The organism is Mesorhizobium sp. WSM3873 (assembly GCF_001672445.1).
Classification (GTDB): domain Bacteria; phylum Pseudomonadota; class Alphaproteobacteria; order Rhizobiales; family Rhizobiaceae; genus Mesorhizobium.
In genome coordinates this window covers 15,245-35,786 of the sequence record NZ_LYTM01000020.1, presented here as the reverse complement: position 1 = coordinate 35,786, position 20,542 = coordinate 15,245, and the positions used below count along the sequence as shown (strand labels likewise).

Annotated in this window: 11 protein-coding genes; 3 read left to right on the top strand and 8 right to left on the bottom strand. The window is 57.2% G+C overall.

What is annotated here, in order from left to right; genetic code table 11:
* Positions 1 to 7: 7 nt before the first annotated feature.
* Complete coding sequence (locus tag A9K71_RS15135; protein WP_066996938.1) at positions 8 to 2,821, top strand: SNF2-related protein; 2,814 nt, start codon at positions 8 to 10, stop codon at positions 2,819 to 2,821.
* 296 nt (positions 2,822 to 3,117) lie between these two features.
* Here the strand turns inward: A9K71_RS15135 and A9K71_RS15130 are convergent, their stop codons facing one another.
* The 4 genes from A9K71_RS15130 to A9K71_RS15110 form a co-directional block, all read right to left on the bottom strand.
* Positions 3,118 to 7,368 carry a DUF3883 domain-containing protein gene (locus A9K71_RS15130; protein ID WP_066996935.1) on the bottom strand — a complete coding sequence of 1,417 codons (4,251 nt, stop codon included), beginning with the start codon at positions 7,366 to 7,368 and terminating at the stop codon, positions 3,118 to 3,120.
* Positions 7,369 to 7,510: 142 nt separating this feature from the next.
* Positions 7,511 to 8,710, bottom strand: coding sequence for a DNA recombination protein RmuC (rmuC, locus tag A9K71_RS15125; RefSeq protein ID WP_197504234.1), 1,200 nt, complete (start codon positions 8,708 to 8,710; stop codon positions 7,511 to 7,513).
* A gap of 364 nt (positions 8,711 to 9,074) precedes the next feature.
* Positions 9,075 to 9,338, bottom strand: a complete 264-nt coding sequence (locus A9K71_RS15115) for a hypothetical protein (RefSeq protein ID WP_066996929.1) — start codon at positions 9,336 to 9,338, stop codon at positions 9,075 to 9,077.
* A 58-nt stretch (positions 9,339 to 9,396) separates the two neighbouring features.
* Positions 9,397 to 12,750, bottom strand: coding sequence for a TM0106 family RecB-like putative nuclease (locus A9K71_RS15110; RefSeq protein ID WP_066996926.1), 3,354 nt, complete (start codon positions 12,748 to 12,750; stop codon positions 9,397 to 9,399).
* A gap of 79 nt (positions 12,751 to 12,829) precedes the next feature.
* On the opposite strand from A9K71_RS15110, the gene A9K71_RS15105 reads away from it, so the two are divergent.
* The gene (locus tag A9K71_RS15105) at positions 12,830 to 13,825 is read left to right on the top strand and encodes a WYL domain-containing transcriptional regulator (RefSeq protein WP_066996923.1); all 996 of its coding nucleotides are present in this window, start codon (positions 12,830 to 12,832) and stop codon (positions 13,823 to 13,825) included.
* Positions 13,826 to 14,104: 279 nt separating this feature from the next.
* On the opposite strand, the gene A9K71_RS15100 is transcribed toward A9K71_RS15105, so the two are convergent.
* The 4 genes from A9K71_RS15100 to A9K71_RS15080 all read right to left on the bottom strand — a co-directional run bounded on the left by A9K71_RS15100 (position 14,105) and on the right by A9K71_RS15080 (position 19,441).
* Positions 14,105 to 14,560 carry a hypothetical protein gene (locus A9K71_RS15100; protein ID WP_156752686.1) on the bottom strand — a complete coding sequence of 152 codons (456 nt, stop codon included), beginning with the start codon at positions 14,558 to 14,560 and terminating at the stop codon, positions 14,105 to 14,107.
* A gap of 575 nt (positions 14,561 to 15,135) precedes the next feature.
* A complete protein-coding gene (locus tag A9K71_RS15090) occupies positions 15,136 to 17,085 on the bottom strand; it encodes an Hsp70 family protein (protein WP_066996915.1) in 1,950 nt (649 codons plus the stop codon).
* On the bottom strand, positions 17,082 to 18,095 hold the full coding sequence (locus A9K71_RS15085; protein ID WP_156752685.1) for a hypothetical protein: 1,014 nt from the start codon (positions 18,093 to 18,095) through the stop codon (positions 17,082 to 17,084). The genes A9K71_RS15090 and A9K71_RS15085 overlap by 4 nt, the downstream gene beginning before the upstream one ends.
* Before the next feature lie 200 nt (positions 18,096 to 18,295).
* Positions 18,296 to 19,441 (bottom strand): hypothetical protein, encoded by a 1,146-nt coding sequence (locus A9K71_RS15080; RefSeq protein WP_066996909.1) that lies wholly within the window; start codon positions 19,439 to 19,441, stop codon positions 18,296 to 18,298.
* Between the two features lie 356 nt (positions 19,442 to 19,797).
* Here A9K71_RS15080 and A9K71_RS31535 point away from each other — a divergent pair, with 356 nt between their 5' ends.
* Positions 19,798 to 20,199, top strand: a complete 402-nt coding sequence (locus tag A9K71_RS31535; RefSeq protein ID WP_156752684.1) for a hypothetical protein — start codon at positions 19,798 to 19,800, stop codon at positions 20,197 to 20,199.
* Positions 20,200 to 20,542: the final 343 nt, after the last annotated feature.

The window sequence follows — 20,542 nt, the reverse complement described above, 5'->3', positions numbered from 1 at the left end:
CGGCACAGTGACGCCAGAGACTCAGTTCCAACCCGGTGAGCGCATTACTCACCACGAATACGGCCAGGGTGTTGTTCTCGATCCGGTCCGTGACGGCTACCTGCGTGGCTTTTTCGGTGTCGGCGAGCGCCGAGTACCTGTCGCCTCGCTGCGACGCGAACTGACCCGCACTGAGCGCATTCTCCGTGCGGTGGATGGGAGTGCAGAGCGCGGGCGCAAGGCGTGGCTGTCCTACGAGGCGCACGCGCTTCCAGTGATGGAAAGCGCATCTGCTCTGACCTCGGCTAAGATCGATCTCTTGCCGCATCAGGTGGTGCTGACGCATTGTATCGCCACCGCTTCGCCACGGCGCTATCTGATCGCCGACGAAGTGGGCCTCGGCAAAACCATCGAAACGGCGCTGATCTTGCGCGAACTTGCCAGTCGGGGCGAACTGAACCGCGCGTTGATGGTCGTGCCTGCTGGCCTTGTGAACAACTGGCATCGCGAATTGAACGAGGTGTTCAACCTCGATTTCGAGGTATTTGGCTCTGAAGGCGACATTACCGACCGCAAGACAAACGCCTTTGCCAAGCACGATAGACTGATCGCCAGCATCGACACGCTGAAGCGCCCGGCGCGCATCAAACGGCTGCTGGATGCACCGCGTTGGGATTTGGTGGTGTTCGACGAAGCCCATCACCTGACTGCCTACCGCACTGGTGGCAAGGTACGAAAAACCGAAAACTACAAGCTGGCCGAGGCGCTGAAAGATCATTCGCGCGATCTCCTACTGCTTTCGGCTACGCCGCACCAAGGCAACCATTTTCAGTTCTGGATGCTGGCCCAGTTACTGAATCCGACACTGTTCCGTAGCCCCGAGGAGATGGTGGAGAACCGCCATCGGCTCAATACGGTGATGTTCCGCCGCACTAAGGCCGATGCCTGCCAGCCGGATGGATCACCATTATTTGCGCGGCGTTGGGTTCATACCGAATCCTTCGTGATGGCGAAGGGCGAACGGCTTTTTTACGAAAAGTTGCGCGAATATCTGGAGGACGGCTTCGATCTTGCGCGTCGCCAGGGCAATCAGGGGCGCGCGCTAGGCTTCCTGATGGCGATTTTCCAGAAGATCGCAGCGTCCAGCTTCGCTGCCGTGCGCCGCACGCTTAAACGTCGCCTTTTGATGCTGACGTTGCACGAGGCGCTGCTGCGCGACAAGGAGCTGGACATCGAGGGCCGCGAGCGATTGATCGAGGAGGCGCGAGCGCTGATCCACGAGGAGTTCAATCTGCCACGCGACAGCGTTGGGCGCAGCGAGGTGGACCGCGTCCTGGCCGACCTGAAGTACCGATTGGTAAAGAGGCTGGACGAGGAGGCTTTAGAGATGGCCTCTGATCCCTACGACAGCGAATATAGCGCTATGCATGCGGAGGAAGCCGCCTCAGCGGTGGTGAATCTGCATCTGCCCGAAGAGCGTCTTCGTATCGGCGACCTGCTAGGCGTTTTTCCGCCACAACGCGAAACCAAAATGCAGAAGCTGCTCGACGGCTTGGGGACGCTGTGGCGGCAGAACCAGAATGAGAAGATCGTAATCTTCGCCACCTATCTCGGCACAGTGGACATGATCGCCCGCGAAATCGAACAGACCTTTCCTGGCCAGGGCGTGGTGGTTTTGCGCGGTGGTGACCACGGAGCCAAGGTGGCGGCGGAACGTCGCTTCCGGCAGAAGGATGGCCCCCGCGTGTTGGTCTGCACGGCGGCGGGACGCGAAGGCATCAACCTGCAATTCGCTCGCATCTTGTTCAATTTCGATCTGCCGTGGAACCCGATGGACATGGAGCAGCGCATTGGGCGCATCCATCGCTACGGCCAGAGCCATACGGCTCAGGTATATAACCTCGTGCTCTCAGACACCATCGAGGGACGCATCTTCCTGCTGCTGGATGAGAAGCTTACCGAGATTGCACGAACAGTTGGCAAGCTTGATGAACAAGGCAATGTCGCCGAGGACCTGCGGGCGCAGATTCTTGGGCAATTGTCTGAGCGGTTGAATTACGACCGCTTGTATCAGGAGGCGCTGTCCGATCCAGAACTGAAGCGCACGCAAGTGGAATTGGAGGCGGCGCTGTCGAACTCCCGCGAGGCGCGGCAGGTGGTGTTCGACCTCTTTCAAGATCTCGATGGTTTCAGTCTGGACGACTACAAACCGTTCTCGGACGTATCGTCCAGCCTCGATCGGCTGGTGCATTTCTTTTCGGCGGCGGTTGGGGACCGCCAGCAGAAACTGGTGAAGGTGGACGATGCCACCTACGATCTCGTCACGTACGAAGGCGCGCGGCGCGCCCGGTTCACCTTGAGCCGCGAAGCAGCGACAAACCAGGATGGGCTGCAACTGATGGGCTTAGATCACCCGTTGGTGCAGGAGGAGTTGGGACGCTGGCGTAGCCTGCCACCAGAGGAAATCGGTATTGCGGTGTCAGGTGACGTGGACGAACCGGTATTGCTGTCGCTGTGGATGGTGGAGGCGTCGGCCGGCAACGGTGAACGTCGCGTGGTGGTGCAACCCATCGCCGTCAAGCAGGATGGCACGCGCGTCCCGGCGGTCGAGCGTTTGTGTGAAAAATATCTACAGGCGCCGACGACAGCGCCAACCTTTCAACCTGAGCAGCGAAGCGATCTGTTCACCCACGCGGTCGAGCCGACTTTACAACGGGAACTGAAGCACAAGGGAGCCGTGAACGGCGACGGGAGCTATTCGGCGGAGTTAATTGGATACATCGAGATCGTAGGCTGCGGCGTGCAATCGGCGATGACTCGAACGGATCATCGAGCATCCTGAAACCTCGCTATCGTTGTCTTGACAGGGTGGGTTCGCAGGATGAGGTCAGAAGGGCTATCAAGGATTTCTTGCGCCACTCGTCTGTATGCCCTGTCAGAAATTTTGAGAATATAGCCGCTATGCTGATGCTTCATAGAGAGGAAGAACGCAGAGATCCGGTATTTCGAGGCTTGGCGGAGAGGGAGAAAATTTCGATTCTGATCGCGACGACCTATCCTCAGTGTAAAACACCATCTTCACACTGAGAGATTTCGTCGACCGGTACGAATTGCACACAACCTTCCCGCGGATCGTGGTTATTGGGCCTGGCTGGTCTCATCCGCCGGCGACATGAGCTGACACGACAAATCGGAGCGTAAGCCTTCGACCGTTACCTGGAGCGTGGCCAGTTCCAACTGGAGACGGGAGGTGCTGAGCATCGCGCTTGGATTTGAAAAGCATTTTGCTACAGGCTCGGGCTCCGCGGCTCGATATACACGCCAAATCTCATATCGTTCTCGCTCGCGGATAGCCTTTTCAAACTCCTTCCGCGACCAGTCAAACCGTCCATCCGTACCTACAGTCGATTTTACCTCAATCCAGCGGGGATTTCCCGCCGCATCGATTGAGCAGATATCGTGATCGGCGCCGGGATCGGCCAGAGAAGTCCAGATTACGACTTTTTCCGGGTCTGGATGACCCTGCCTCCGAACACGTTCGATTTCCATGCGATAGATTAAGGCCTCGCCGCGCTGGCCAACCTCCTGGTCGCGATCTATGTCCGCCCCGGTGCGCGGGGCCCAGCCGCCGTATCCGTGGCCTCCGTAATACCGGCCCTGAAGTGGCTCTGCCATCTCTTCGGATGCCTCCTCAACTAACAAGTGCACTTCGTCAAGTGGAGGCAGCGGCGGCAATTTGAGAGGCCGTTGTGTGGCCAGCGGGATGATCAACGTGGGATCTCCCATGGCAGATGCTACGGGTGGATTATCATGCTCCGGTTCGATATCTAGAGACTCAAATACCTGCCTAATGGCATCTTCCCCAACACCATCGACGGCCTCGGGTGGCTCTATCTCTGAACCGTCGGTGAGTCCGAGAGTGCGGATGAAGACCCCGACTCTCTCCAACCATCCGATAATTTCGTCGACTGATCGCGCCAACACTAAGGGAAGCATGTCAGTGGAAAGCGTCCTGATTAGGTCAACATTGGTTGCCCCGGCCAGCTCGGCGAGCGCCTGGGCAAAGAGCTGCTGAAAATCGAGCCGAGTTCTTGGGGAAACCAAACCTATCAGCTCGCTATTGACGGCCGCCTCCACCGGTACGCGGGCAACGGCAGATCCAACCCTGTATTCTCGAACTATGGACTCGTAGAAGGTGACGCCTTTGACGCGCCTGAGATTCACTTCCAGCTCTTCAAGAGAAGGGGGGGCGTAGTTGTCGAACATGTGAAGACGACGAACCGCGATCGCGTGTAGCGCCCCGGCGAAGATTGGCCGCCGAAGCATCTCTATCACGCCTTCGTCGTGAAATTGCTTAAACCAAATAGGTTGTCGCGATTCGGAACCGAAAATGGGCGTACCTGCGCCAGCCAAACTGGATAGTGGCCGTATGCGGAGTTGATGAAAAAAAGCCCTGTTCCTCTCGTTAACGTCGACTATGCCTATGTTGACGTCGGAAGCGTCCAATGCATCTGCGAGCGCCGGGAAATCGTTCTCCATTAACCCGCCCGCCCTCAGCTCATCCAGGCTGAAGAGATATCCGTTTCGCGCCAGTAGACACTCAAAGTCGTCAAGACCTGAAGGCAGGCCCGCCGGGCCTAGCACGTAGTAGGCTTCAGTAAGAGATCGCGCGATCTGGGCAGTCACTGATTGACGGTCCCAATCATCGCATAAGGCCTTGAAGAACTTACGCCAGTCGCTCTCGTCCACTTGTTCGCGTGCTCCCAAGGCGAGGCATGCGAGGGTCGTCTGGTCCAATTTCCGGATGACGGGCAGGTATTGGTCCATGACCCGCGGAATCCGCTGCCCGGCGAGAATGGACTTTGGCGGATGGAATGTTCCATTCCACCATATGATGGGCCGATCTTTGAATTCGTGCCGCGATCGTTTCTCTCGTTTGAGCGCTTCGACAATGGCCGGGTAGATTAGATCCATGCGCGATGGTCGCTCTGATCGCGCCTTGTTCCCTTCCAAGATCGCGAGCAGAAACTCGACCGACGGGTGTTCGGCAATGCCGATCCGTCGATACAGCTCGTAGTTTGAACCACCTACAATCACTGCACCGCTATCAGTGACGGCTCGATTAAGTGGCGTGTCTAAGTGCAAGTCTTTAGGCGCCTCAAGCGATTCAGCTCGTGAACGCAAAAAAGGAACGCTCAGGAGCTTGTTCCTCGTTACCGGCGTAATGAGACGAAGGTTGTCGTTAAGCACACGTTCGAATGCTTCAGCCGCTGAGGGCCGATTGACCATATTCTCTGCAAACGCGATAAGGTCTTCGCTTGCTAGGCGATCCCTGATCTTGAGCTTGGACATGAGCACTGTCGCGTCCAACAACTCTTTTGATGGCAAGTGTAAGACCGGAGCCATCAGCTTCGCTAGTGAGCCCTTTAGCCGGACCATTCTCTCGGCTGCTATCCAATCACCACGCTGACTTCGGAGGGTGGGAGCTTTCCGTACTGCTACGAGTGCGCGCCTGCCAATTTCGGCCTTATCGTCGAGCAACCGGGCGTAAAGGGCCGCACGCTCGGTCTCCGAGATCGTACCAGCTGAGGCGCGACCAGATGCTTCTACAATCCAGTTCTGCTCGTCAAACGGTCGGCATGCGGCTGAGATCGCCCGATGCGGCCCCAGCGCCTGGTGGAGGCGATGTTCCATGGGCTCGGGCGATACATTCCATATTTCGGGTGCTACCAATACAAGGTCTTTCGCGGGCCTCAGCGTGTTCGCAGCAGAGAGTGTCGACGCGGTGTTCTGCAAGTCGGCTCGATTGGCTGGACTCAACCGCCTCGAAAGTGCCGACAGGCTGGCCGCCATTTTCACTTGCCTATCGACGTTGTTGAGGGCGGTGTCGTATGACGCGAAATGCCAGTTACCTTCTTCTTTCTTGAGCTTAGTCTGGAGATGTTTCGTGTCGCTTCCGGCACATCTCAATCTGACCAGGGCAGCCAAGGTGAAACGATCTGCCCCTCGGCTGAGGGCCAGGTCGCGAACAACTGGATCCTTCGCAAGGAGTGGGTGAAGGTAGCGTTCGTCAGAAAGGAATCCGTCCAGGAGCGGATCTTGAGGAACTACTATCAAATCTACCTTCGCCAACTTTCCGGACGCTCGCGTAGGCCAGCACTCCCGCTCTGTCAGCAGTTCTGAGACCCTGTCGATGAAGTCGTTAGGTTTTCCGGCTTGGGTCTGGGCAATGGCCCGGAATGAACCGGCTCCAAAGCGTTGAAACCAGTCGCCAACGATCAGGTCAACGGTTAAGCACGCAGCCTGTTCGATCAGCCACTTGTTCCAGCCATGGTCTGTCAGGCCACTCCGATCGTTGTCCAAAATGAACGGAGCACTTACCGATACTAGGCATCCGGTTGCAGCGTCGGGAGCTTGGAGTGGGTAGTGAAAATAACCGGATCTAGTGAAGTCCAGCTTCTTCCGCTTCAACGGCAACGAGACGCCGATCGTTATTCGGCCCCCTGCACCTTTGAAGTAGCTTGGATGGTGAAGGGAGCTATACTCATCGGGCACCTCCAGCGAGGTTGTGAACTCAAGCTCCTCGAATTCTTCGACGTTTGGTTTCGTCCCGAAAATGTCAGTCAACTTGCCGACACGACGAACGACCGCCACCCCCTTCATTGGCGAGCGCAAGCTTTCAGCTGTCTGCCTCCAATGAAGAGTTCTTTGGCAGCGCGTGGAGCGCAGGGTTAGTCCCCGCAGGCCCGCACGTTTGCCTGGCAAGGCAAGCTTCACCAGGGTGGCAAGCATGCCGCGGGCCATGACGTCAAAAGCAGTCCTTTCATGCTTTGCAGTAAAGGGCTCCAGCATTTCGAAGGATTTCTGCCTGAAAGGAACTTGTATCCGGACCCCTTTGCCATCCCAGTATCCTGGGTCGCGCACTTTGCCAGTCTCGAGGGTTTTCAAATCGAGAACGGCCACCGATCCTCCCGATCGCACATATATTTCGTCACCGAAAAGGAAGAGGGAGCGCAGTCCGAAGTTCTTGGACCCGATGCCATTGGCCTTTGCGTCGACCCGCTCCGCCTCACCGGCGCCGACCACCCGGCCTGTGCCGACGATTACCGAAAGCCGCTTCCAGCCGTCTGCACTCACGCCTTTCCCGTTACCCGCCACCTCCAAAGCGCTTTCGCCGAAGGAAACGATGAGATGATCTCCGCCACCATCGAATTCGTTCTGGACCAGCTCGCGCAATACGTCACTGGCATTGTGCCCACTGACAAATTCCTCAACAACGCTGGCACCAATCCGGGTTTGCCTATGATTAGCGAAGTCCGGCGGCTGCCATGGTAAGTGATCCGCCTCGATCGGACTGACCGTGAGAACCGACGGCCTCAATTTTCCCATGCCAACCTCCCCAATGACTCTCACCACATTTTATTCTCAAGAGAACTTTAGTGTATCGCGAGCAACGACCCATCAAATATGATAAGCTTGAACTTTGATGAGAAACGGTACCACTCCCCTAACTCAAACCGGATTGATATGATCATGAGGTTTCCTCCAACACGTCATCTTCTGGTTGTTCCTTTTCCCCCTCTCCGAGAGAAATATCCTCGTTGAAATCCGGCAGCTCCACCGTCTCGACGTCGCGAAGCTTGCGCTCCAATGCCCTGGTACGACGTCCAGCATCGTCGACCGTTCTCTTGGCGGTATCGAGTTGTTTCCCGAGCTTACTCCAGACTTCTCCGTACTTGCGGAACTCAGCCTTGGCGGCGCCAAGCACCTGCCAGACTTCGCTCGACCGCTTCTCAATCGCGAGTGTGCGAAAGCCCATCTGTAGGCTCGTCAGTAGCGCGGCGAGCGTGGTGGGGCCGGTCAGAACCACACGGTATTTGCTCTGGACGTCACCGCCGAGACCTGGGCGCCGTATGGCCTCCGCGAAAAGCCCTTCAGTTGGAAGATACATGATTGCGAAATCCGTCGAATGCGGCGGATGCACATACTTTTCCGAAATCGTTTTGGCCTGCAGTCGAATGGCGCGCTCCAGACCCGCGCCGGCAGCCTCTACTTCGGCCGATGATCCCGCGTCCTGAGCGATCAGGAGCCGCTCATAATCTTCCTGCGGAAACTTTGCGTCGATCGGCAGAAAGACGGGAGCACCATCGTTCTTGCCGGGGAGCCGGATTGCAAACTCGACGACTTCGTTTGAGTCAGGGTTGATGCGCACATTCTTCGCGTACTGGTCGACGGTGAGCAGATCCTGCAGGATCATTTCCAGCTGCATCTCGCCCCATCCGCCACGGGATTTGACGTTGGTGAGAACCCGCTTCAGGTCGCCCACGCCCGTTGCCAGGGTCTGCATTTCCCCGAGGCCTTTGTGGACCAGTTCCAGCCGGTCGCTGACGATCTTGAACGATTCGCCGAGCCGGGTCTCAAGTGTACCTTGCAGCTTTTCGTCAACAGTCAGCCGCATCTGCTCGAGCTTCGCTTCGTTCTCCTTTCGCAAATATTCCAGATTTGAGTTTAGCGCCTCGCAGATGGACTCCTGCTTTTTCTCGTTTGACTCTGTCAGCGACTTGATCTGCATGGCCACGGCCTCAAGGCCGGCTTTTTGATCCCTGCGAGCTTCGATGTGCGCATTTTCGAGGCGCTCGGCCAACTCCTTCATGGCCTGGTTTGTCTCGCCAAGGCGCCTTGCCTGAATGTCTGAAAATGCATCGGTGCTTTGCTTCAGGCCGGTCTCCAACGCTGTCCGGCCGTCGCTTGCTTCCTTTCGCAGCGCCCCGAGCTGGTCATTTTGCTGGTCCCCAGAGTTGCCAGGCGGCTTTCAACCAACTGAAGAAACCGGGCTAGGATCTGCTGCAATTCCTCTCGGCCATTGCGACTGTCCTCACGGGACGCAGCTTGCAGCTTCTCAAATCCTTGCTCGAATTGGCTCGGCTCCAAGGCGAAGCCTTTGAGGTGATTGATCCTCATGCCGAGATAGAAGAGGGCAATTAGGGAAAGAACGCAGGCCAAGGCGGATGCTATGGCTGCGAGCAAAGGAAAATCTATATTGTACACAGTAACAACCCCCAAAAATTACAAACCTGCCGCGCGGAATTTAATTGCTAGAACTTGAGTCGCCCTAGCCTTTTTGCGGCGGTGATCATTTCCCCGCCGTCGCTCATCACGAGATACGTGTCGAGACGATCTGAGACCTTGGCGTATTGGCCCCCCAGTTCCGCCCTGGCGCGCGCCTTCGCCTTGTGGTCCATGAAATAGACGTCCGCACCATAGCGATGGCGGCGGCATCCGTAGGCGAGAATGGCGTCGATGACGTCGCCTCTGACACCTCTTTGTTGGCAACGAGTTTGGGCATGGCGCGTGAACATTGGTCATTCCTCCTTCCTTCGATCTCTGGAAGGTAAAGGGTAGGGGTGCCATTTCCTGTCATGCTGTATGCGAGGCCTGGCGCCCGCTTTGAGCGCGGCCGTATTGCCGCAACGCGCACAACGTATTCACAAGCCGCATTTCGTGAATGTTGCTGCAGGGAATGTCGAGGAGCTTTGGGCTGGCAAAAACCAGCGCCAAGACTTGCGCGCGCGAGACCGCGACATTGATCCGGTTCAGGCTGAACAGGAAATCGACGCCGCGCGGAATCTCCTCGTACGATGAACTCGTCATCGAGATGAGGCAGACCGGTGCTTCCAGGCCCTGGAACTTGTCGACGGTTCCGATCCGAGCGCCAGCGGGGAGAGCCCTTTTCAGCGCGTTGACCTGCGCGTTGTAGGGCGCCACGATCAGGACATCATCGAGCGTTATTCGCCGTTGCCGTCCGTCGCGGTCGCGAAATGTCTTCCCCAACAGACGTGACATCTCGCCCTTGATGGCTTCGATCTCTTCCGGAGAGGTTTGCCTGTTGCCGGAGTGCACGATTTCACACAGGCGAACACCCGAAGCGGGTTCTTCAACAAGAATGGCCTGCCTCGCCGCGTCCTCATGCGATCTCAGCCTGCCATCATAAACCGTATCGGAAACGAATCGGCAGAGATCGGGGTGCATCCTGCGCGTGACGGGCAGGAATATGCCAACATCCGGGGGAACCGTGTTGTGGCCGGCAAGCCGATATTCGAGCGATGAAAGTCCGCTCTCGCCCGGATGCGCGCCTTGGACGGGTTGTGGCAGTTGCATAGGGTCGCCCACGAGTACGATGTTCTTCGCGCAGGTGCCCATGGCGATGAGGTTCGCCAGCGAAACCTGGCCAGCTTCATCGACAAACAGATAGTCGAAGGCCTGTTCGAAGTCGGGCCTGGCGAAAAGCCAGGCTGTTCCCCCAACGACCGATGCCGAAAAAAGCTGCCGGTCATTGTTGCTCGTCGCCACGTAGATGGATCGGTAGTGGCCGTCATCGCCAGCATGGCCATTCTTCTTCGCGATGCTGACCGGCCTCTTAAATTCGGCTGCCCTGTCCGCAACTGCAAAGAGAAGATTGTCGATTGCCTTGTGGCTATTCGAAGCGACTGCGACGCGCTTGCCACGCCCGACCAGATCCAGGATGGCGCGCGAGCTGACATAGGTCTTGCCCGTCCCTGGCGGTCCCTGGATCACCAAGGTGGTCTCATCCATCTCAACAATGGCCGTGACAGCTTCCTGGACAAGATCCCGGTCCGGGCTGACTATGCTTGCGGTCCTGTCGCCGCGGCGGAAGCGAGGCTTTGAGCGGTGCAGCAGGTCAAGGACGGCTGGATACTGCCTGTCATCACGAATGACGGAATCCACCACCCGGTCCACGGCCCTCTCAATGGCATCGGTTCTTAGCGGACCGGGAGGGACAAGCGAGATCGCCGCCGGGGCGCCATCGAACCACTTCTTGGGAAAGAGGACCTCGGCCGTGTTTCGGGCGAAGTCGATCTCTGCGGAAGCCGGGATGGGAGCTCCATCCAAGTCGACGTGGCAGTCTCCCGACTGGAGCTTGCTTTCTTGTTCGGGGAAACGATAGTCGCGTATCCAATAATTGCCTTCGCTTTTGGCCGGCGACATGGCCACCAGTGCGCCAAGGCAATCCAGATCGTCGACAAGCCTTTCTGGCTCCCGGCCCATCTTGTCGAAGACCGACCACCAGGCCGGTTTCCGTTCGCGCCGGTGAAAATGGCCGAGATCAAAGAGCAGATCGGCAAAGGTGGCGCCGAAGCGCTCCCGCAAGGGAGCCAGCCTATTGTGCAACGCGTCATCCGAAGCCTGTTCATCACTGACTTTCCCAAAGTCGAAGCTCTTCGCGTCGGCGATCACCTTGTCCGCTCGCCAGGGCATGTCGACCGGACGCACGCCAGCAATGAGCCAGTCCCGCAGCTTCTGTGTCGAGATGCAATCGATCCGGTTGTAATCACGGATCTCGTCGAGGATGTGCTGGTCACCGCTTTCTCGCCATTCCTCGTAGGCCACGACGCTACCACCCGCGGTCTTTACCTCTCCCGTCCGTTCCTCCATGTAGAAGACCTCGAGGTTTTTGAGTGAATATCTCGGCTCCGAGACAATGATGCCCCCGGAAACCACCCGATAGAGGTCGACGAAGCGGCCTTCCCGCAGCATCTGATCAAGCAGTGGTTCACCGATCGCATGAATGCTGGTCAGCCGCCGCAGCGCGGCGACTTCATAGTCCGCATAATGGTAGATGTGCGCGTCGGGGTACTGGCGCAGCCGCGACGCGAAGAACGCCATCAGCTGGCGCAAGGCTTCCTTCTCTTCCGCCCGGTCGTGGCCCCAGAAATCCTTGAAGACACCAACTCCGTCGTCTTCAAACCAGAGGCCATGGAGATATTCGAGGCCGTCTTCGTAGAATGGATCACCCTCGATGTCGTAGAAGAGGTCACCTTGATCCGGCCGGGGGAGAAGGGCCAGTCCGCGCTGCGGATCAAAGGCCTTCAGCTCGAAAGTGGGCGGGCCACCAGCCCGCCGATCGGTCTGTAGGCGCGCCTGTGTCTTCAGCCTGGCAAAAGTGTCGTCGGCAAGCTTCGGAACGCGTTTGCCGAGCCGTCCAAGAGCAGTCATCGTGGTCACGCCCGCGGCAGTCAGCTTGTCCCGCTGGGATCTGGAGATACCCGCCACGAGCGCCAGGCTGTCGGTCTCCTCCCAATGCGCCTTGCACTGTTCGCGCCAGCGGCAGAGACTGCACATCCTCACCGGGTCAGGTGCGGTGTCCGGCGGGCCGGCGACAAAGCGTTCGAGCCGCTCGCGCGCGTTCCTCGCATAGGCGGCGTATTCGTTCAGGCGAAAGGAAAAGCGCTCGCCGCTGCCAAGCTCAAGGTGTGCCTGCTCCGGCTCAGTGCCCTGAAGCCGCGCCAGAAGATCAGAATATAGGACGAGCTGGAGGATGTGCTTGGGATCTGGCTTGCGCTTCAGCTTGGTGTCGATGACCTCGTAAGAAAACGGGCCCAGCAATGAAGGCCGCTCCACCTTGAGGAGGAAATCCGACCAGCCTCCCCAGGGCGCGTCAAAGAAGGCGCCCTGAAAAAGGACATCTGCACCCTCGAAGAGCTTTTCCCGCGTGAGTTCTGCCGCGGCCGGCAAAGTGATATCGCGCGTACATTCGAGGACCCCCCGGCCGTCACTGCGCAATTTGGCGAGATAAGTCGCCTCGTGCTGATCACCATACTTCTGGAGAAGCTGCGCGTCCTCGGAATCCTCCGCCGGCACCAGAGCTTCTCCCCTGGCGTAACGAAGGTCCATCGCGGTGGCGTGCTGGCATCCCATGAACCGCATCAGATCGGATGCGGAAAGCAGGATCTTTCCATCCTCAAGTTTCATGCCGATACCCCAAAGCCACGCATAATAAAACCGTAAGCAATGACCATGACAATAGCTGACACCCGGGGTGGCCAAGGCAATGTCATTCGAAAAGGCACAGGAGCTTATCGGTCTCGCAACCTTTGTGGCTGCGCGCCGCACGGGCGTGACCCTAAGCGACGTGATCGATCAGCTTCAGGTCTCCAAGCGGACCGCGCAGCGCATTCTTCACACGCTCGAAATCCAGTTTCCCGATACGGAGGTCGTCTTCGATGACGAGGGAAGGAAGCGGTGGCGCCTGGAGAGCGGTGCGCTGCGTGATCTCATCACGCTGACCCCTGACGAATTGGCCGCGCTGGATCTTTCGATCGAGATTCTGGAACGGAGTGCGCAGGGCGCAGAGGCTGAACAGCTCAAATCGTTGCGCGAGAAGATTGTCGCGCTTGTTCCGCGCAAGCGCCTGGCACGTCTGGAAACCGATCACGACGCATTGCTCGAGGCGCTCGGTCTTGCAGCACGCCCGGGCCCGGTTTCACGCATCGCGCCGCCGATCGCCGCTACGATTGCGACCGCTCTGAAAGCCTCAGAACGGCTTCGAATTGTCTATCAATCCAAGCAGTCGGCCGAGCCAACTGAACGGGTGGTGGAGCCTTATGGCGTTCTGATTGGCATCAGGCGCTATCTGGTCGCCAAGCCGAAATCCGACCCGACCGGACCGTTCCGTCATTATCTCGCCGAGAAGATCGAGACTGCTCAGTTGACCGGAGAGATTTTCGAACGGGATCCCGGTTTCGATATTCATCGACATGCCGACAAGGCCTTCGGGGCTTTCCAGAATGACAGTGAATTCGCAGAGGTCGTCTGGCGATTTGCGCCTGAAGCGGCGTCCCATGCTCGAAGCTTCCTGTTTCATCCAGGTCAAAAGTTGGAGGAACTGCCTGACGGATCGCTAGTGGTTCGCTTCGATGCCGCCGGTCATCTCGAAATGTGCTGGCATCTGTACATGTGGGGCGACAAGGTGGAGGTGATCGCTCCTGCCGCTTTACGTGAGATGGTAAGGAACTATCGGCGCGCGGATTTCCCTTCGCTGCCCTGAATGCCCGCGGTTTGTGGTCTGTTAAAGCGGTGCACCATCATCCAGAGTCCAAGCACACTGAGGACACTGAGGATGATAAACCTCAGGTTCAATCCGCGTTTCGACGCAAGCCTCCCTGTGCTCCATTTTGATGGCGGTTGCGAGTGGTCCTCGCAAGGCGGGCGATTTATCCTGCCAGGCACAGAGCGGCTATCTTGCACGGTCAGTAATTGTCTTAACTCTGACGTGGTTCTTGTGATGGCAGAAGTCCGCATCGCTAAAACAAAATGTGCGGCAAAACTAACCCGGCGGCTTTTGGCTGCGCGGTTGCCAGGTAGCCGCCGTCTTTGCCACTGAACCGGTTGGCATGTCGGCTCGACCGACTAGTTCGTATCCTAGGTGACGCATGACCGCGCCAACGATTGAGCCTGCATCGACTGTTCCAAGATCGTGCGGATGATATTGCGCGCCGAGATCGGCCACGATCAATGGTTCGACACCTGCGAGGGCCGGCAATCCAGCCTCGGTCGCCTCGAGCAGGAGCTTTTTGCCTTCCGACGACCAGATAATCTCCTCCATCCGGATATGAAGCGGATCGGTGAGGGTGATGCCACCAGATCGAAGCGGGAGGCCGGATGAGTTGATAAGGTCAATGATCTCTTGGCCTCCTTCCATGACCCGTTTCCGGGCATTTTCATACAGCGTCGCTCGGTCCTGAGGTGACATTGTCCTAAGCTTCTCGAGCGTCATCTGCATTGAAACTCCCCTTTGTAGGCACAGGCGCTATTGCGGCTCGGGCGACAGGCTCGCAGCGGTATGACCAGGCCAACGAATCTGACCTTTTGTTCGTTCGCAGCGACAAAATTCTTAATCTCTCGGAATCCGTTAGGACCGACTATTCCAGGCTTCGAATTCTTCTCACTAGCCGAAACTTTAGGCCCTCCTCAGGGACGTATGTGACATTGTCGACCTCGTAGATCGCAATGTAGCCCTTTCGTTCGAACCCGGTCAGGTTTCCGGCGCTATCGAAGAGCGGTTTATCGTCTGTGAGGATTACGCGCTTACCGCTCTGTACTGCTTTCGCTAATTCTAAAATTTGCGGCGAGTTCCCGTAGCCATGTCGTTGGAAGCGGTCGTGGTGGAGCAGACCTTTGACCCAATATTTATGGACGCAGGGAAGTTTCTCTCCGTCGACAGTGGCAAACCACGATCCTCGTTGGCCCTTGGCTTTTGTGGCCACCATACGAATCCCCCTTTGGCTTTGAGCGCCTAACCAGATGCTCGCCGAATTGTCCATGGTCCTCAGCCGTGCTGTAGCCAGAATCAGTGAGTCACGACAAGTCGACTCGATCCATAGAAGCGCCGATCAAATGGGCTGTTGGGGGAGGTAGCGATGCGCCGCACCGCCTTCCCCTGCAGGCCTCAATCGGTCCAACAGCTTTGATCTCGGTCAGCAATCGCTTACATGTAGAGCACGGCTGATAGAAATTTCGCTCCTCGTGCTGCCTTGGCGTGGCCTCTGTACTACGGACATCAAAATACCCGGTTTGGTACTCGGCAATTATGTCGCCAGGTACAAGCTTCCAGAAGGCATCGACACGATCATCGTTACCGGGCAAAAATATGATGTTTGTGCGCTGAACAATGTTGACCGACCCCGCCGCGATCAATGTCGGTCCAGCCGCTGACCCGTTCGGTTTCTCTGATTCAGGCTTATCGGAATGCTTCGCCGGATCGAGTTCTCTATGAGGAAGGGCAAGTGCGAAATCGAGATCGTGGAATTCGGCTTCTCGAACGTCGCCTCTTGCCGTTGATCGAAGGCTCGCCTTGGCGACATAGTCGTGGTCGATGGTAAGGTCGCAGATGATACGTTCGATAAGTGGACGCGCCGCAGGATCGACCAAGACCATAAGAGTTTGTAGCGTCGTCCTCTTGTCTGAGGGCCGCGGCGTTCCGGGAGACCGCGGCTTTGCGAATTCAATGCTAGCGACCCCCTCTCGGGGATCCAAGCAGTACAGTCGAGAATTTGTCACGGCATGCGTGGCGTTTTCAATCGGTAGCGCCGTGCCCTCGGCGACGAGGGTCTGATACGTTCCACGCCCGGTGCTATCTGCGCTGAGTATCTCGATCGGCTTCGACAGGCACAACCGTAGACCGTCCGCAGCTATCCATGCGGCCCCCTCCGAGATGATCCTGTCGCCATTTGCTGGTGCCCGGTACCGTCCGGGGAATTTCTCCGCAAGGGCGTTTCGGATCGCTGGCATGTTTACCATTCCACCCGTGGCCAGGCAGAACTCGACGTCTCTTGTCTGTAGACCAGATCTATCGAGAATTTCGTCGATACGGCCGAGTCCCCGCATCACAAGATCCCGTGACAGAAGATTCAGTTCATCACGAGTGACGCCTTCCAAGAGATCTGAGGATGGGCCATCAGTCTCGAGATAGCCGTCTACAATAAAATCCGTACTATCCTTGTCTGGATCGGAAAGATCGATTTTTGCATTCTCGCACTGGTTCAGAAGCCGAGCCGCCATACCGGGGCGTTCCAGCGCAACTACGTCGGCCAACTTCCACGATTTCCCGTGCTTCTCACGGACCAGATTGCGCAGCCTCTCGTCGAAGCGATCGCCCCCAACTTCATTGTCGCCGAGACTATCGATCTGCTGAATCATGCCTCCTCGAATTCTACAAAGAGTGAGATCGAGTGTTCCACCGCCCCAATCGAAGACAAGCATCGTACGGTCTTCGTAGCGTGCTATCTCACGATCCAAGTTTGATTGGGATCGAAGGTAGGCATAGAGTGCAGCTACTGGCTCATGCACAAATTGCACGACACCAATGCCGGCCTTCGTTGCCGCTGTACGCAATGCCCTGCGTTGCGGCCCACCGAAATTGACCGGTACTGTCATCACGGCCTTCGACACAGTCTCTCCGGCGCGACCTCCCCGGGGCTTGGCGGCATCTGCGACTAAATGTTTTAAGACCTCGGCTATTGCATCCCGCGGGTCGATCACAAGGCCATCGACGTGTATCGCACTATCTTGGCGGAGAGCCATTTTCGGTGACCTGACGAAACCTGGGGGCGCGCCTTCAGAGGTTATATCCAGGTAACGGCGAGCTTGGCGCCCGACGACGATTTCGCTTCCGCGATACCAGAGTACCGACGGATGTGGCCTATTGGTCTCTATTTCGACCAAGGGAATCGATCGACCTTGCTCGTCAATGAGCGTGACCAGACTGTTTGTCGTTCCGAAATCTATCCCGAAAATCTGACCGCTCATTTGCCAATTCCCGTTATTGCGTCAATCGCGGAAATGATGCGCCTCTCCGCAGCCTGAAGTCCTCGCAGACTTCCTTCGTCGGCTCGTTTCATGGCTATCTGGACGGCCTCGGCAGCGTCGACAATAAGCCCCTTTACTCTTTGCAAAGATGTACTAACATCAGCCTGTCTCTGGGTGGAAGAATGAGCGTGATGCCTCCTGTCGCTTTCCGCCCGCGTCTTTTCTTCTTCAAGCTGTCGCTCTAACTCCGCCTTCTCATCCTCCAAGCGATGGATCACCTCTTTGTAACGAGCAGCTCTCTCGCGTTGCTCATCTAGGGTACCCTTCAGGTCAAACCTCTCACGCCGCTCGACGTCGCGTTCATGCTTTGCAGCGAGTATCTGGTCGTTGACGAGATGGATAGCAGCAATGCTTGCCAGAAGTTCAGCCTTGCTACCAATCGACACCGCCCTTCGGACACGGTCTTCCACGCAGCCCTCGGCGCCGACGAAGATGTGGTAGACCTGCGCGGCAATATCAGCCACATCCGCGTTACGGCGCTCGATGAGCCAAGCAATTGCAAGTCGTAGATCATTCTCGGCCCGTTTCGCGTGTAGCCGGTTTTCCCCGAGAAGCGCACCGGAAATCGCGGTGATGACGTAGCTCATAATTTGAGACGGCGGCTCCTGGCTCAAGTCAACTTGCGCTCCGACCAGTGTGTTGATTCGCCGATGAATGAATGGCCATACCCAGGCGGAAACCGGGCTCGAGCTCGACGCGTGGGCGACAAGCTGCCAGAGTCGAGAGCCTTCTCTGTCGTTCTCAGCGACCGAAGCCTCCGCTATCTTGATATCATCCAGATCGAATTTGCGAAGCTGCGCCGCCTTCAGCGCCCTAGCAAACGCTGTAACCTGAACGATGTTCGATCCAAAATATACCTGCAGTCTCGGCTCGACCGTGGTCTCGTCAGAATCCTTTTTGGCATGGGCGTCCACAGGTTTCGTGTCATCGGCCGCCGAAAGACTCTTCATCCTGTCGGGCTCCTCAAGGACGACTTGATTTGTCCCTGCGGAATCGTCGTTAGGGGGCAGACCTGCCTCTCGTGAGAGAGTCGCCGTTCCCTCATTCGGCGGGTCCTTGCCTCCTACCGACTGACTATCCTTAGCACGCGTGTCCCCCTGAGGGGCGCCCTGCAGGTTCTCCTGGCCGCTCAGGCCGGTTTGATCACCGCTCATTCGACGTCCTGCCCATATTCTGCGAGCGCATCCGCAGCCCACTGATCGAAGGGGTAAATGTTTGCAATTTGCTGGAGTGGATAACGTGCCGCTTTCCTGCAACCAAGTCGCAATGCGGTCACGGCCCAGTAAGCGAATATCTTTCGCCGATCATCAATGGGGAAAATATCGCTCGAAGAGAATGACCGACATTCGTCCTCCAACAGCTCGCTCCAGCGCTCGGCGGCGGCCAATCGGGAGGCTAGGGCAATCACACGACTTGTACCGTGGTCGACCGGAAAAAGGCGCTCGTTCTGCGCAGAGCTGCCGAATCCTTTCATCGACGCCATTCCCATCGGCCCACGCAACATGGCATATGCAATTCCAATGTTTCCCTGAGCGGAATCGACGCGCCCCGAGATATCGTTCCGCATTAGTCGCACGATCGTGCAGATCATAGATGCGAGCTTGCGGTCCACTTGCTCCAGTTTTTGCAGTGCCTCTCCGAAGCGCTCTGAATGCATCGCGTATGCAGAGAATAGGGCACTGTTGTTCAATCGTTCCTTCAGCATAAGGGCATGAACATACGCATAGAGGCCTGCGGCATATTCGCTTGCCACACCGGCACACCGTGGATCTTCAAGGAATATCCGAATCGTGTCTGGTGTGGGCGTGGACCGAACAACATGATGGCGGAAAGCTGCTTCAACGCTAGAAAGCGAATCCTGGTCGGGGATGCGAAATTCCAGGCGATACGCAGATACGGCGGGCGCCATTTTTTTGTCGGGCCGGTTCTCGAGCCAGACCCGGATAACCGAATTCACTGCCGAGTCCAGGACGGTGGGTAGTTCGCTCGTCAGTATCGACTTCGCCGCGGTGCCGTCGATCGCAATGGAAGCGGTCGTGCAGCTTGTCACGGCAAATGACCCGTGCGAGACAATCTTGCGGTCGCCCCCGACTTCATAGCCGTTCCACAGAAGGGCAGGCCGTTGCAATCGATGTTGGCTCGTGGCATGCCGCTGCATCGCAGGAAAATTGGTATAAACCGCATCGCAGAACGGGCAGACAAAATTGAGAGGTGCCCGACCTCCTGGAGGCGGAACCTTTTCAGTGTTGGAGTAGACAGCCTCCTGGCTATCCTCGTAAATCCAAGTGATGCCCATTCCACTTCCGTCGCCCGAACCCCATTGGTGAATTATTCACCGCAAAGCGGAAACGCAAGTAGATGATGGCGACTCGAATTTATCCGCCATTCGTGAGAGTCCCCAGAGCCGGCTTGGAGTTTCGCAGCCTTCTTGGCGTGGGAAAGCCCAATTCACCCTGTTGTTCGTTCAAGAGTAGGACCTTCCAACCAGGTTCATTTCTAGGCTTCCAGAAAGGTACTTCCGAACTCCCGCGTTTCGGAAGCCTCGCGGAAATAACGCTGTGACAAAGCACCGAAGCCATTTCGGCAAAATCCTGGTCGCCGTGCCAATTCGCGGCCTTAAGCTGATAATGCAATGCGTGTCGAGCGCCAGACATGGCTGACGATCGAGCTTCCGAACCGAACATGCGCGATTTGATGGCCGCAGTCGCATATGTGCTTCTGCACTGGGGATGGCTAGAAGAAGAAGTCCGGGCGCGTATCGAGGCAATCGAGCCTGATCGCCAATTGTCTGACGGATCATTGTGGGTTCACTGGCGCGAAGTAGAGCCAGAGGCTTGCCAGCGGATCCGTAGCAACATTCAGATGCTTGTCGATGTTCGAAACTGCCTTGCCCATGGGCTGTGCGGCGCGCAGGCGGACCCGCGCTCCGGCAGTGAGCCACACGTTGTTTGTCACACAGGGGCGGGCCGTCGTTACTTCAAAATTTCAGACTTAGAGCGAGCGGCTGACGCGCTTCACGTGGCAAGGAACGAGGTGCGCGACAGCCGCGTTTGATCGTACCGGTAGGAAAGCCGACGGCAGCGGAAACAAAGAAGGCAGCATTCAGACCTTGGAGGGACTGACCAGCGGAGAGGGCAGGGTATTAACCCTGCCAGTCGGCTCCCTCAGTGTAAAATACCCATTTCACACTGAGGGCCTTTCCAAAGGATACTGCAGGCCACCCAGTGACTCGAATGTGACGGACTTTGCAAGGCCCATGGCCGCTTTGCGCTTCATCTCGGCCGCAACGATGTTGACTGCAGTTGCCTATAAGCCGACATCTGATTGGGGGTCGCGCTAGACAATCCACGGTGGCGCCACGACGTGCAAGTAATCCTGATACCATACTCGGTAGGCC

Bases quoted from the DNA above. Each gene is read 5' to 3' on its own strand.
- A9K71_RS15130 (WP_066996935.1), bottom strand. From the start codon at position 7,368: ATGGGAAAATTGAGGCCGTCGGTTCTCACGGTCAGTCCGATCGAGGCG.
- A9K71_RS15115 (WP_066996929.1), bottom strand. From the start codon at position 9,338: ATGTTCACGCGCCATGCCCAAACTCGTTGCCAACAAAGAGGTGTCAGA.
- A9K71_RS15110 (WP_066996926.1), bottom strand. From the start codon at position 12,750: ATGAAACTTGAGGATGGAAAGATCCTGCTTTCCGCATCCGATCTGATG.
- A9K71_RS15105 (WP_066996923.1), top strand. From the start codon at position 12,830: ATGTCATTCGAAAAGGCACAGGAGCTTATCGGTCTCGCAACCTTTGTG.
- A9K71_RS15100 (WP_156752686.1), bottom strand. From the start codon at position 14,560: ATGCAGATGACGCTCGAGAAGCTTAGGACAATGTCACCTCAGGACCGA.
- A9K71_RS15090 (WP_066996915.1), bottom strand. From the start codon at position 17,085: ATGAGCGGTCAGATTTTCGGGATAGATTTCGGAACGACAAACAGTCTG.
- A9K71_RS15085 (WP_156752685.1), bottom strand. From the start codon at position 18,095: ATGAAGAGTCTTTCGGCGGCCGATGACACGAAACCTGTGGACGCCCAT.
- A9K71_RS15080 (WP_066996909.1), bottom strand. From the start codon at position 19,441: ATGGGCATCACTTGGATTTACGAGGATAGCCAGGAGGCTGTCTACTCC.
- A9K71_RS31535 (WP_156752684.1), top strand. From the start codon at position 19,798: ATGGCTGACGATCGAGCTTCCGAACCGAACATGCGCGATTTGATGGCC.